Source organism: Nocardia sp. NPDC087230, assembly GCF_044744725.1.
GTDB classification, from domain to species: domain Bacteria; phylum Actinomycetota; class Actinomycetes; order Mycobacteriales; family Mycobacteriaceae; genus Nocardia; species Nocardia canadensis.
The window spans coordinates 32,145-45,218 of the sequence record NZ_JBIUYV010000013.1 but is presented as its reverse complement, the minus strand read 5'-3'; the positions used below and the strand labels follow the sequence as shown (position 1 = coordinate 45,218).

The 13,074-nt window shown below is 70.2% G+C and carries 11 protein-coding genes; 8 read left to right on the top strand and 3 right to left on the bottom strand.

The window, feature by feature from the left end; translation table 11 throughout:
• The first annotated feature begins 110 nt into the window (after positions 1–110).
• From ACIO52_RS29335 to ACIO52_RS29315, 5 genes are all read left to right on the top strand, one after another.
• On the top strand, positions 111–1,982 hold the full coding sequence (locus ACIO52_RS29335; RefSeq protein ID WP_402648397.1) for a methylmalonyl-CoA mutase family protein: 1,872 nt from the start codon (positions 111–113) through the stop codon (positions 1,980–1,982).
• Complete coding sequence (gene scpA / locus ACIO52_RS29330; protein WP_218720009.1) at positions 1,982–4,246, top strand: methylmalonyl-CoA mutase; 2,265 nt, start codon at positions 1,982–1,984, stop codon at positions 4,244–4,246. Before ACIO52_RS29335 ends, scpA begins: the two co-directional genes overlap by 1 nt.
• A gap of 70 nt (positions 4,247–4,316) precedes the next feature.
• Positions 4,317–5,411, top strand: a complete 1,095-nt coding sequence (gene meaB, locus ACIO52_RS29325) for a methylmalonyl Co-A mutase-associated GTPase MeaB (protein WP_255588247.1) — start codon at positions 4,317–4,319, stop codon at positions 5,409–5,411.
• A 164-nt stretch (positions 5,412–5,575) separates the two neighbouring features.
• Entirely contained in the window at positions 5,576–5,941 is a 366-nt protein-coding gene (locus ACIO52_RS29320) for an ArsR/SmtB family transcription factor (RefSeq protein WP_402648394.1), read from the top strand.
• A complete protein-coding gene (locus ACIO52_RS29315) occupies positions 5,938–6,411 on the top strand; it encodes an SRPBCC domain-containing protein (RefSeq protein ID WP_402648391.1) in 474 nt (157 codons plus the stop codon). The genes ACIO52_RS29320 and ACIO52_RS29315 overlap by 4 nt, the downstream gene beginning before the upstream one ends.
• On the opposite strand, the gene ACIO52_RS29310 is transcribed toward ACIO52_RS29315, so the two are convergent.
• The gene (locus ACIO52_RS29310; RefSeq protein ID WP_402648388.1) at positions 6,412–7,890 is read right to left on the bottom strand and encodes a multicopper oxidase family protein; all 1,479 of its coding nucleotides are present in this window, start codon (positions 7,888–7,890) and stop codon (positions 6,412–6,414) included.
• Between the two features lie 160 nt (positions 7,891–8,050).
• On the opposite strand from ACIO52_RS29310, the gene ACIO52_RS29305 reads away from it, so the two are divergent.
• The 3 genes from ACIO52_RS29305 (at position 8,051) to ACIO52_RS29295 (ending at position 11,060) form a co-directional block, all read left to right on the top strand.
• Positions 8,051–9,199, top strand: coding sequence for a histidine kinase (locus tag ACIO52_RS29305; protein WP_316574710.1), 1,149 nt, complete (start codon positions 8,051–8,053; stop codon positions 9,197–9,199).
• Positions 9,196–9,831, top strand: a complete 636-nt coding sequence (locus tag ACIO52_RS29300) for a response regulator transcription factor (RefSeq protein ID WP_316574711.1) — start codon at positions 9,196–9,198, stop codon at positions 9,829–9,831. The genes ACIO52_RS29305 and ACIO52_RS29300 overlap by 4 nt, the downstream gene beginning before the upstream one ends.
• Positions 9,832–10,013: 182 nt before the next feature.
• The gene (locus ACIO52_RS29295) at positions 10,014–11,060 is read left to right on the top strand and encodes an alpha/beta hydrolase family protein (protein WP_316574712.1); all 1,047 of its coding nucleotides are present in this window, start codon (positions 10,014–10,016) and stop codon (positions 11,058–11,060) included.
• On the opposite strand, the gene ACIO52_RS29290 is transcribed toward ACIO52_RS29295, so the two are convergent.
• Together ACIO52_RS29290 and ACIO52_RS29285 are read right to left on the bottom strand one after the other, a co-directional pair.
• On the bottom strand, positions 11,061–11,942 hold the full coding sequence (locus ACIO52_RS29290) for an amidohydrolase family protein (RefSeq protein WP_316574713.1): 882 nt from the start codon (positions 11,940–11,942) through the stop codon (positions 11,061–11,063).
• On the bottom strand, positions 11,939–12,982 hold the full coding sequence (locus tag ACIO52_RS29285) for a nucleoside hydrolase (RefSeq protein ID WP_402648383.1): 1,044 nt from the start codon (positions 12,980–12,982) through the stop codon (positions 11,939–11,941). The genes ACIO52_RS29290 and ACIO52_RS29285 overlap by 4 nt, the downstream gene beginning before the upstream one ends.
• Between the last annotated feature and the right edge of the window lie 92 nt (positions 12,983–13,074).

The following is a 13,074-nucleotide window of genomic DNA, read 5'->3' as shown; positions in this document are numbered from 1 at the left end:
TAAGAACCGGACACATCCTGGTTCGCCGCAGTATTCCGCTGCTGGGCTGATGCTGCCGGATCGGCAGTACACCGGGATGCGGTCGTCGAATGGAAGAGAGAACAGCAGCTATGCCGATTGGTTCAGAGTCCGGGGCGGGACTCGCACCGGATCCGGTGCCCGAGTACGCCGCGTGGCGCAAGGGTGTGGCGGGCGTGCTGGCGAAAGCGCGACGGGTCGAGGCTGCCGAGCTCCCGGCGGAGCCCGAGCATCTGCTCGACGAGACCACCTATGACGGGCTGACCATCGCCCCGCTCTATACCCGCCGCGACGAACTGCCCGAGCAGCCGCTGCCGGGCGCTTTCCCGTTCGTCCGCGGTGGCAGCGCCACCCGCGACCCGCAGCGCGGCTGGTTCGTCGCCGCCTTCGCCGGCTCGGCCGATGCCGCGGCCACCAACCGGACGATTCTCAGCTGGCTGGAGAACGGCGTGAGCGCCGTGTCGCTCGGCGTGGGCGCCGAGGGCGTCGCGACCGCCGACATTCCCACCGCCCTGACCGGCCTGCTCTTCGAGCTGGCCCCGCTGACCCTGGTGGCGGGCGTCGACGTCGACGCCGCCGCCGCGCAGGTCTTCACGGTGCTCGACGGCTACCAGCTCGCCGAGCGGGCGCAGATCCAGGTCGGCCTGGGCGCCGCGCCGCTGACGAGTGCTTTCGCCGGCGCCGCCGACATCGACATCGATCAGGCCGTCGCCCTGGCCACCCGCGCGATCGCCCGTCCGGAGACCGTGCGCGCGATCACCGTGGACGGCACCGCCTTCCACAACGCCGGCGCCGCCGACGCTCAGGAACTGGGCGCGTCCGTCGCGGCCGGTCTGGCGTACCTACGCGCGCTGACCGCCGCCGGGGTCGACATCGCCGACGCGTTCGGTCAGCTCGAGTTCCGCTTCGCGGCCACCGACGACCAGTTCGCCACGATCGCGAAGTTCCGCGCGGCCCGGCGTCTCTGGGCCCGCGTCGCGCAGGTGTGCGGCGCGCCCGCTTTCGGCGCCGCCCCGCAGCACGCGGTGACCTCGGCCGCCATGATGACCCAGCGCGACCCCTGGGTGAACCTGCTGCGCACGACCCTGGCCGCCTTCGGCGCCGGTGTCGGTGGTGCCGACTCGGTCACCGTGGCCCCGTTCGACTCCGCTCTGCCCCCGGGCGAACTCGGCGTCTCGCAGTCGTTCTCGGAGCGCATGGCCCGCAATATCCAGCTGCTGCTGCTCGAGGAGTCGCGTCTCGGGCACGTCCAGGACCCGGCCGCCGGTTCCTGGTACGTCGACTCGCTGACCGACGAACTCGCCGCCAAGGCCTGGGAGTTCATGCAGGAGATCGAGGCCGCCGGTGGCTATCCCGCCGCGCTGGCCGCGGGCTTGGTCGCCGAGCGCATCGCCGAGACGGCCGCCACCCGCGCCGCCGACATCGCGCACCGCAAGACCGCGGTCACCGGCGTCAACGAATTCCCCAACCTGGCCGAGACCCCGCTCTCGGAGCAGGCCCGCACCGCGGACTCGGTCGCGCGCTACGGCGCGGCGTTCGAGTCGCTGCGCAACCGTTCCGACGCCTACCTCGCGGCCAACGGTGCCCGGCCGCAGGCGCTGATCGTGCCGCTCGGCCCGGTCGCCGAACACAACGCCCGCACGATCTTCACCGCGAACGTGCTGGCCTCCGGCGGTATCGAGTCGGTCAACCCCGGCCCGCTGACCGTCGACGGAATCGCCGCGGCCGCCACCGCGTCCGGTGCGCCGATCGCGGTGCTGTGCGGTGCCGACAAGCGCTACGGCGAGGAAGCCGGCGCCGCGGTCGAGGCCCTGCGTGCCGCGGGCATCGACACGGTCCTGCTGGCCGGACCGGAGAAGTCGGTCGCGCAGTACAGCGGTACACAGCGTCCCGACGGGTACCTGACCCTGCGCATCGACGCGGTCGCGGTCCTGTCGCAGCTGCTGGAGAAGGTGGGAGCCTGATGACGACATCCGATATCGAGCACCTGGTCGGTAGTTTCGCCGAGGTGCCGCTGACCGAGCACGCGCCGACGGCCGCCGAGGTCGACGACGCGCAGGTCAAGGAGTTCGTGGCCGAGGCCGCCGCGGCCAACCACACCACCGCCGACCAGCTCACCTGGGCCACGCCCGAGGGCATCGACGTGCCGCCGGTGTTCACCAAGGCCGACCGCGATGCCGTTGTCGCGCAGGGTTATCCGCTCGACACGGTGCCCGGCGTGGCGCCGTTCCTGCGCGGTCCCTACCCGACCATGTACGTCAACCAGCCGTGGACCATCCGCCAGTACGCGGGCTTCTCCACCGCCGCCGACTCCAACGCCTTCTACCGCCGCAACCTGCAGGCCGGTCAGAAGGGCCTGTCGGTCGCCTTCGACCTCGCCACCCACCGCGGCTACGACTCCGACCACCCGCGCGTGCAGGGTGACGTGGGCATGGCCGGCGTCGCGATCGACTCGATCCTGGACATGCGCCAGCTCTTCGACCAGATCCCGCTGGACCAGGTGTCGGTGTCGATGACCATGAACGGCGCGGTGCTGCCGATCCTGGCGCTCTACGTCGTCGCCGCCGAAGAGCAGGGAGTCGGGCCCGAGCAGCTGGCCGGAACCATTCAGAACGACATTCTGAAAGAGTTCATGGTCCGCAACACCTACATCTACCCGCCCAAGCCCTCGATGCGGATCATCTCCGACATCTTCGCCTTCACCAGCGCCAAGATGCCGAAGTTCAACTCGATCTCCATCTCGGGCTATCACATCCAAGAGGCGGGTGCCACAGCCGATCTGGAGTTGGCCTACACCCTGGCCGACGGCGTGGAGTACATCCGGGCCGGTATCGCGGCGGGCATGGACGTCGACAAGTTCGCTCCGCGCCTGTCGTTCTTCTGGGCCATCGGCATGAACTTCTTCATGGAGGTCGCCAAGCTGCGCGCGGGTCGCCTGCTGTGGAGTGAGCTGGTCTCGAAATTCGAGCCCAAGAGTGCGAAATCGCTGTCGCTGCGGACGCATTCGCAGACTTCCGGTTGGTCGCTCACCGCCCAGGACGCCTACAACAATGTGGCGCGCACCTGCATCGAGGCGATGGCCGCGACCCAGGGCCACACCCAGTCGCTGCACACCAACGCCCTCGACGAGGCGCTCGCGCTGCCGACGGACTTCTCCGCCCGCATCGCGCGCAACACCCAGCTGCTGATTCAGCAGGAGTCCAACACCACCCGTCCGATCGACCCGTGGGGTGGCTCGTACTACGTGGAGTGGCTCACCCACCAGCTCGCCGAGCGCGCCCGCGCGCACATCGCCGAGGTGGAGGCGCACGGCGGTATGGCGCAGGCGATCTCGGAAGGCATTCCGAAGCTGCGCATCGAAGAGGCCGCCGCCCGCACCCAGGCGCGCATCGACACCGGCCAGCAGCCGGTGATCGGCGTCAACAAGTACCAGGTCGAAGAGGATCAGCAGGTCGAGGTCCTCAAGGTCGAGAACTCGCGCGTGCGCGCCGAGCAGATCGAGAAGCTGGAACGGCTACGCGCCGAACGTGATTCGGCCGCCGTCGAGGCCGCGCTGGCCAACCTCACCCGCGCCGCGGCCTCCGCCGAGGGCGGCATGGACAACAACCTGCTGGCCCTGGCCATCGACGCCGCGCGCGCCAAGGCCACCGTCGGTGAGATCTCCGACGCACTGGAGAAGGTCTACGGCCGCCATCAGGCCGAGATCCGTACGCTCTCCGGTGTGTACCGTGACGAAGCAGGCAAGGCCTCCAACATCGGCGCGGCCATCGCGCTCGTCGAGGAGTTCGCCGAGGCCGAGGGTCGCCGCCCGCGCATCCTGGTCGCCAAGATGGGCCAGGACGGCCACGACCGCGGCCAGAAGGTGATCGCGACCGCGTTCGCCGACCTGGGCATGGACGTCGACGTGGGCCCGCTGTTCCAGACCCCCGAAGAGGTGGCGCGCCAGGCGGCCGACAACGACGTGCACATCGTCGGTGTCTCCTCGCTGGCCGCGGGTCACCTCACGCTGGTGCCCGCCCTGCGGCAGGCGCTGGCCGATGTCGGTCGCCCCGACATCATGGTCATCGTCGGCGGTGTCATCCCGCCCGGTGACTTCGACGAGCTGTACGAGGCGGGCGCCGCGGCGATCTTCCCGCCCGGCACGGTCATCGCCGACGCGGCCATCGACCTGCTGAAGAAGCTGGGTGCCTCGCTCGGGCACGAGATCGGTGGCGGCGCACCGGCATGATCGGTCAGCGTCCGGAAGCGAAAGCCGGCGTCATCACAGCGGGTGCGCGAGCGTGCTGTGGGGGAGCCGTATGAGTGACGCCGTAGAGCGGGCCGGGGGTACGGCAGCACACCCCCGGCTCGGCACCACCGCGGGCGTCGGGGCTCCACGCAACGAAGGCCGGTCGGTCGCTCGGGCCGCGCGCACGATCGACATCGACGAGCTGGCCGACGGGATCCGGGCGGGTCAGCGTGCGCCGCTGGCCCGGGCGATCACGCTGGTCGAATCGACCCGCGCCGATCACCGGGAGCTGGCGCAGCAGTTGCTGCTGCGGCTGGGCACCGAGCCGGGCACGGTCGTGTCGAACCGGGTCGGCATCACCGGCGTTCCCGGCGTGGGCAAGTCGACGTTCATCGACGCCCTCGGCATGTACCTGCTGGGCAAGGGCCATCGCGTGGCGGTGCTGGCGGTGGACCCGTCCTCGACCCGCACCGGCGGCTCGATCCTCGGGGACAAGACCCGGATGGCGCGGCTGTCGCTGGAAGCCGACGCGTTCATCCGGCCTTCGCCGACCGCGGGCACCCTCGGCGGCGTGGCCAAGGCCACCCGCGAGACCATCGTGCTGCTCGAAGCCGCCGGCTACGACGTGATCCTGGTGGAGACCGTCGGTGTCGGCCAATCCGAGGTGACCGTCGCCAATATGGTCGACGTGTTCTGCTTCCTCACCCTGGCCCGCACCGGTGACCAGCTCCAGGGCATCAAGAAGGGCGTGCTGGAACTGGCCGAGCTGGTCGCGGTCAACAAGGCCGACGGCAAGCACGAGATCGAGGCCAAGGCCGCGGCGCGCGAGCTGTCCGGGGCCCTGCGCCTGATCCACCCGCACGACGCGCTCTGGCGTCCGCCCGTGCTCACCATGAGCGGGCTCGAAGGCGTCGGCCTCGACAAGTTCTGGGACACCGTCCTGGAACACCGTCGCGTCCTCACCGAGGCGGGCGAATTCGCCGAGAAGCGCCGTCGTCAGCAGGTCGACTGGACCTGGACCATGGTGCACGACCAGATCCTGCGCCGTCTCGCCGACAACCCCGCCGTGAAATCCGCACGCCCCCAGATCGAATCCGCCGTCCGCGACGGCACTCTCACCCCGGCCCTGGCCGCCGAACAGATCCTGCGCGCCTTCGACGCCTGAGCCGGATTCCGGGGCTGTCACGAATCGCGGCTCGGCGATTCGACGGGATTCACCAGGGCGACACCGAGGGTGATCACGGTCAGTCGCTGTCATTTTCCTCGTCGCTGGACGTCGTTTGCCCGCAGAGGTTGCGCGGAGGGCCGTCGATGTGAATACTTAGGTATGTGCCTAAGTATTCAGGTGGTGAGTCGGACGGGGGACTGGACAGTGTCTTCCGGGCGCTGGCCGATCCGACGCGGCGGGCGATCGTCGAGCGGCTCGCTCGGGGACCCGCCTCGGTGTCGGATCTCGCGGCGCCGTTCGAGGTCGCGTTGCCGACGATCGTGCAGCACCTGAAGGCGCTCGAGGCTGGGCGGATCGTCAGCTCGGCCAAGATCGGGCGCGTGCGGACCTATCAGCTGGCTCCGGGGGCCTTCGGGTCCGCGATCGACTGGCTGCGACAGCAACGACCACCGGCCGAGCGGCAACTCGACCGGCTCACGGCACTACTCATGGAATCAGCGAACAACGCAGAGGGAGAACAACAATGAACGACACCGCGACCCGCACCATCAACCACGCCCAGTTCACCATCGAGCGCGAGGTGCCCGTGGCGCCCGCGGTCGCGTTCCAGGCGTTCGCCGATCCCGCCATCAAGAGCAAGTGGTTCGGCGGCGAGGAGGGCTGGGAGCTGACCGAGGCCTCCGTCGACTTCCGGGTCGGCGGCATCGAGATCAACGAGGGCATCTTCCAGAAGTCGGTGACCTCGCGCTTCGTCGCCACCTACACCGACATCATCGACAACGAACGCCTCGTCTACACCTACGACATGTGGCTCGACGGCGCCCACATCTCCACCTCGGTCGCGACCTGGGAATTCGAACCGACCAGCACCGGCACCAAGCTCACCCTTGTCGAATTCGGCGCCCACCTCGACGGCCACGACACCGGCGCCCAGCGCGAGGAAGGCACCCGCGAGCTGGTCGACACGCTGGCGAAGTACCTCGAATCCGTCGCCTGATCACCCGTGGTCCATGTCCATCCGCATCGGGGCCGGCTGCTGCCCCGGCGCGAGGACCAGGAACTGGCCCATCATGCCCTGGTCCTCGTGATGGAGCAGGTGGCAGTGGTACATGTACGGGAAGGTCGGGTCGGTGTGATCGGCGAAGTGCATGGCCAGGGTGTAGGTGACGCCCGGCGCCGTGTACACCGTGTCCTTCCAGCCGGAAAGTGCTGGGGGAGGCGGGTTTCCGTCGACCGCGAGGATCTGGAACTGGACGTCGTGGATGTGGAAGTTGTGCGGCCAGTTGTCCTCGTTGCGAACCGACCAGACCTCGGTGGTGTCGACCGGGATGGTCATGTCGATGCGGTTAATGTCCATCCGCCGGTTGTTGATCATGAACCAGCGCAGTTCGAAGCTGCGGGTCGGCGCGGTGGTCGCCGCGGCGAGGGGTCGGAGGGGCACGAGCGCCGCGGGCACGGCCGCCGCGGGGCGCAGGGTGTCGGCGGCCCGCAGGTCCAGGATGGCGAAGGTGTCGTCGAAACCGAACTCGCCGGCGCGATCGATCCCGGCGCGGTCGCGGATCGGCAGCGACCGTAACGTGACGTTCTCGCCCGCGCGAACGGTGACCACGATCTCCGCCCTTTCCCCGGGGCTGAGCTGGATTCGCGACAGTGCCACGGGTTCCGGGAGCAGGCCGCCATCGGTGGCGATCAGCTGGAACGACCGGCCGTCGCCGAGCGCCAGGTGGTACAGGCGGCCCGCGGATCCGTTGAGCACGCGCAGCCGCACCCGCTCGGTGGTGACGTCGAGATGGGCGCCCGCGATGCCGTTGGTGACGATGGTGTCGCCCAGCAGGCCCACATCGGTGGCGTCGGATTCGTCGATGGCGCCGTCGGTGGTGAACCGGCGGTCCTGGATCACCAGCGGAATATCGTCCACGCCATAGTCTTTCGGTAGATCCAGCGCATCGGCGGGATCGTCGTCGACGAGGAAGAACCCGGCCAGCCCGCGCTGGACGTGCCGTTCGGTAGCGCCGTGGGGGTGCGGGTGGTACCAGAGCGTCGCGGCCTGCTGCGCCACCGTCCAACTCGGCGTCCACACCGCACCGGGAGTGATCATCTGATGCGGTCCGCCGTCGGCGGCGGCGGGCACGTGCATGCCGTGCCAGTGCACCGACGTCGGTTCGGGCAGGTCGTTGGTCACCGTGACCGCGACCCGCTCACCGCGCCGGGCCCGCAGGGTAGGGCCGAGCACCGACCCGTCGTAGCCCCAGGTCGCGGTGCGGACACCACGCAGCATCTCGGTGTAGCCCGCCTGCGCGCGCAAGGTGAACCGGCGGACACCGTCGACGCCCACCGTCGACGGCGCCGGTGGCGGGATCGGGAGCGGGCGCGTGGCCGACGACGGCATGGGCGCGGCGGTGCGGAACGAACAACCGGCGGCATAGGCGACCGGAGCGAGGGCGAGTCCGGTGAGGAATCCTCGGCGCGAGACCACGTGGCGTACTCCTTGTCTGTGCGGAGCCTCCAGCTTCGATCGGTTCGGGCCCCGGCCACTCCACCCCGGAGCCGGAGAGCGGGCCGCTGATTCCGGCCGCGCGGCTGTTGCGGACGCGCCGATCGCGTGCTACCCCCGGTGCGTCGCCTACCGTGGGTGCGTGATCGACACCAGCGCACGCCGCGACCCGCGGCCGCTCCTGCGGTGGCTGCCGCTGGCGCTGATCCCGGTCCTGCTGCTGGCCAGCACCTACCCGGGCCAGTACCGGGTGCCGCCGCACTACTGGCTGCTCGCGATGACGGCCGGCCTGGTCTTCCTCGCCGGGGCGCGGTGGCCGCTGGCGGTGTCGCTGATCTTGTCGGCGCTGGCCGTGCCGCTGCTGCGGACGCCGGCGTGGGGCGTGTCCGGCCTGGTGCCCTACCTCGGCGCGGTGGCGCTGGTCGACGTGATCGCGCGCACCCGTCGGCGTTCGACGGTGTGGGTGGCGACCGCGGCCTGGGCCGCCGCGGTGGTGCTCGGGCGCGTCGGCCTGCACGACACCTCCATCGGGCGGGCCTCGACCGTGGTCGAGGCGGTCGCCTATGTCGGGCTGCCACTGCTGCTCGGGCTGTACCTGCGTGGCCAGCGCGAGCTCGCCGACAGTCTCCGGATGCGCGCGGCCGACGCCGAAGCGCGCACCCGCCTCGACGAGCGCGCGGCGATGGCCAGGGAACTGCACGATGTGGTCGCCCACCACATGGCCTCGATCATCCTGCGCGTGTCCGTCGCCGGACGGGTGGTGCGCGACGCCGATCCCCGGGTGGTCGCGGTCCTCGACGACGTCCGCGCGACCGCGACCGACGCGCTGTCCGACATCCGCCGATTCCTCGCCGCGCTGCGTGATCCCGCCCTGGGCGCCGTGTCCCTGGTCGAAGCGGACGCGGTCGGCACCGAGATCGCCGCCGCCCTCACCCGCGCGCGGGCCGCCGGCTTCACCATCGACGCCGAGCTCGAGGCCGACCTCGGCGCGCTGGACGCGATGAGCAGGCTGACCCTGCTGCGGTTGGTCCAGGAATCGCTGACCAATGTCATGAAGCACGCGGATCGCGATGCGCCCGTGCGGATCCGGATCGCCCGGCGCGACAGCGGCATCGACCTCGAGGTGCGCAGTGGCCGTGCCGGAACCGCCGCGCCGCCGGGTCACGGTCTCGTCGGGATGCGGGAACGCGCCGCCGTGGCGGGCGGCACGCTCACCGCCGCGGCCGACGGTGGGCACTGGGTCGTCCGGGCCCGGCTGCCCGATGTCGCGAAGGGAACCGATCCGGCATGATCACGGTATTGCTGGCCGACGATCAGCGCCTGGTGCGCGCGGGCCTGCGCATGCTCATCGAGGACACCACCGATCTCGCCGTCGTCGGCGAAGCGGCCGACGGGATGGCGGCTGTCCGCCAGTTCGCCGAGCTCGCGCCCGATCTGGTGGTGATGGATCTGCGGATGCCCGGTCTGGACGGTGTCGCGGCCACCCGGCAGATCCTCGCGTCGGCGCCCCGGGCGAAAGTGCTGGTGCTCACGACCTTCGACGACGACGAACACCTGTTCCCGGCGCTGGCCGCCGGCGCGTCCGGCTATTTCGTCAAGGACACCGATCCCGAGGTCCTGCTCGACGCCATCCGCCGGACGGTGGACGGCGACCTGCTTTTCTCGCCCGCGCTCCTGCGCCGACTGGTCGACCGGGCGCTCGCCGCTCAGCCCGCGCCCACGGTCGCCGGGCCGGAGCTGAGTCCTCGTGAACGCGAGGTGCTGCTTCTGGTCGGGCAGGGGTACGGCAACCAGGAGATCGCCGATCGGCTGCACCTGGGGGTGAGCACCGTGAAGACCCACCTCGCGAACCTGTTCGAGAAGACCGGCACCGACAACCGTGTCCGCCTGGCGGTCTACGCCTCCAAGCTGTCTCAACGGTGAGAGCCGTCATGGCAATGCCCGACGCCTCGGCGACGTCGCTGCACGGTTGCTGCTTCATCATTCGCGAGTGCTCCCATTGTCTTTGGTGACGAATCGGTAAGAAGCCGGTAACGGTGCCGTGATCGAGCCCGATACTGAACCGACCGCACTGAGCGGTCTGTTTTCGGTAGGAGGTTCGATCGATGCGATGCCGCAGCGCCCTCTCGGCGGTGGCGGCGGTGTTCCTCGCCGCCGGTTCGATGGTCGGCGGTGGTGCTCCCGCCCTCGCGGAGGTTCCGGAAGCCGGTGTGGCGGTGGCGAATCGGGCCGTGGCGATCGACGGCTCGCGTGCCGAGGTGACGTCGATCGACGGTCGGCAGGTGACCGTGCGGATCTACTCGGCGGCGATGGCGCGCGAGGTCTCGGTGAAGGTGCAGCGACCGGCCGACACCTCGGTCCCGCGCCCCTCGCTGTATCTGGTCAACGGCGCGGGCGGCGGCGAGGACACCGCCACCTGGGAGCAGAACACCGATGTGGTGGACTTCCTGGCGGCCAAGGACGTCAACGTCGTGATGCCGGTGGGTGGCGCGTGGAGCTACTACACCGACTGGCGCAGTACGGATCCGCGACTCGGCGTGAACAAGTGGCGCACCTTCTTCCTCGACGAACTCCCCGCCCTCGTCGACACGATGTTCGATACGACCGGCCGCAACGCCATCGCCGCGAACTCGATGACCGTCACCTCGGTACTGCAACTCGCGATCGCCAAGCCGGGCCTGTTCCGTTCGGTCGCGGCCTACAGCGGCTGCGCGCAGATCAGCGATCCGGTGGGCAGGCAGTTCGTCAACGTCGTGGTCGGCACCGGCGGCGGGGACGCCTCGAACATGTACGGACCGCCTGGTGACCCCGAGTGGGTCGCCAACGATCCGGTCGTCAATGCCGAAGGATTGCGCGGCACCAAGCTCTACATCTCCAACGGCAACGGCCTGCCGGGCGAACACGACCAGCTCGGCGACCCGCACCTGATCACCTGGGGTCCGGTGGGGCTCGCCAACCAGATCGTCGTCGGCGGCGTGATCGAGGCCGCGACCAGCTGGTGCACCGAGAACCTGCGGGAACGGCTCGCCGAGCTCGACATTCCCGCCACCTTCGACGTGGACACCCAGGGCACCCACTCGTGGGGCTACTGGCAGAAGGCGTTCAAGAACTCCTGGCCGCTGCTGGCCGAGGGGATGGAGATCCCCGCCTGATCAGCGCAGCTCGAACAGCGCGACCGCGTTGTCGTGACACACCTTGCGCAGCCAGTCCGGCCCGAGCTCGAGGCGCTCGAGCGCCTGGACGGCCTCGGCGTACGGGTACGGGATGTTGGGGAAGTCGCTACCGAACAGGATCCGATTCCCGAAGCGGCGCAGGCGGTCCCGCTCGGCAGGCGGGAACGGCGCGCCTGCCTCGCTGAAATCGGTCCACACCATGGTGGTGTCGAGGTACAGGCGCGGGTACTGCTCGGCCAGGTCGAGGAACTCGCTGTACTCGGGGGTGCCCATGTGCGCGATGATCAGGCACAGATCCGGAAACCGCCGCAGCAGTTCGGCGATCGGCGCCGGCCCGGTGAATTCGCCCGGGGCCGGACCGGATCCGCAGTGGATGAGCACGGGCACTCCCGCCTCGGCGAGGATCGCCCACACCGGGTCGAGCTGCGGATCGAGCGGGGAGAACGCGCCGACCTGGATGTGCACCTTGAAGACCCGGGCGCCGCTGTCGATCGCCGCGCGGACGTAGTCGGGCGCCGACGGTTCCGGGTAGAAGGTGGCGGTGTGCAGGCAGTCGGGGGTGCGGGCCGCGAACTCGGCGGTCCAGTCGTTGAGCCAGGCCGCCATCTGCGGCTTGTGCGGGTACACCAGCGAGGTGAACGCGCGGACGCCGAAGTCGCGCAGCGTCTTCAGTCGCACCTGCTCGTCGTCGCGGTAGGTGATCGGCCACGTCCGCCCGGTCAGCGGGCCGACCTGGTCGAAGTACGCCCACACCTTGCGCATCACCTGGTCGGGCATGAAATGGGTGTGCACGTCGACGATCGCGGGCAGCCCGAGGCGGGCGCGGAAGTCGGCGAGATAGGCGGCGGTATCGACGGTCACGAGGGCGGCTCCGGGTACAGGCGACGGGCCAGCGCGCCGACGCGGGTGACGAGACGTTCGAAGAAGACGGCGGGATCGGTGCCGACCACGATGTCGGCGTTGGGTTCGCGGCCCCACATGCCCGCCCAGTCGGCGACGGTGGTGGCCCGGGTGAGGGTGCCGGTCAGCTCGACGTCGACGGTCGCGGGCCTGGTCCGCGCCAGCGCGGGGTCCAGCGCCACGGCGGCGGCGAAGGGATCGTGCATGTGCGCGAGATAGCCCAGGTCGTAGCCGTCGTGGAAATCGAAGTAGAAGCGCACCGCGTCGACCAGGTACCGGATGACCGGATTGCCGGCCGCCGAGCGCCAGTCGGCCGCATCGCCTGCGGCCACCCGCTCGAGCGGCGCGCTGTGCGCGACCTCGGCCAGCCGGACCAGGTGCTCGGGCCGCATCTCGATGGACTCGGTGATGTCGAGGGCACACACCAGGGGCCTGCGGTCCGGCGGGGCGGCCGAGAAGGCGTCGAAGACCTCCTTGGCGGCCTCGGGGTCGACGTGGATGTTCCACTCGTTCGTCGGCGTCGTGTTCCCGGGGTGGTTGAACGCGCCACCCATGACGACCAGGCGGTCCAGCAACAGGGGCAGCTCGGGTTCCATCCGCAGGGCCAGTGCCAGGTTGGTCAGCGGGCCGGTGCACAGGCCGATCGCGGAGCCGGGGTGCGCGCGGGCCAGCTCCACCCACATCCGCGCGGCGGACCGATCGGAGAGTGGCCGGGGCGAGGCGGGGAGTTCGGCGTAGCCGAGGCCCTGCGGGCCGTGGGTGTCCTCGGTGGTACGCAGCGGCACCATCAGCGGGCCGTGCGCGCCCGCCGCCACCTCGACGCTGCCCGCTCGCGCGAGATCCAGCAGGGCGAGGGTGTTCGCGGCGACCTGGGCGGTCGGCACATTGCCCGCGGTCGCGGCGATCCCGAGGAGCTCGGCCTCGGGAGAGGCCAGCAGATACAGCAGCGCCAGCGAATCGTCGATTCCGGTATCGACATCGAGGATGATCTTGCGCGCCACAGGTCGAGGGTAACCGCGGGCGTTTCGCGCGCCGCCGCCGACCGTGCCGTAGCCGGACCGTTCGCCGCTGGTCATGGCGTTTTCGCCGCGTG

Coding starts and splice junctions, on each gene's coding strand:
- meaB (WP_255588247.1), top strand. CDS start 4,317: ATGAGTGACGCCGTAGAGCGGGCCGGGGGTACGGCAGCACACCCCCGG.
- ACIO52_RS29315 (WP_402648391.1), top strand. CDS start 5,938: ATGAACGACACCGCGACCCGCACCATCAACCACGCCCAGTTCACCATC.
- ACIO52_RS29335 (WP_402648397.1), top strand. CDS start 111: ATGCCGATTGGTTCAGAGTCCGGGGCGGGACTCGCACCGGATCCGGTG.
- scpA (WP_218720009.1), top strand. CDS start 1,982: ATGACGACATCCGATATCGAGCACCTGGTCGGTAGTTTCGCCGAGGTG.
- ACIO52_RS29300 (WP_316574711.1), top strand. CDS start 9,196: ATGATCACGGTATTGCTGGCCGACGATCAGCGCCTGGTGCGCGCGGGC.
- ACIO52_RS29295 (WP_316574712.1), top strand. CDS start 10,014: ATGCGATGCCGCAGCGCCCTCTCGGCGGTGGCGGCGGTGTTCCTCGCC.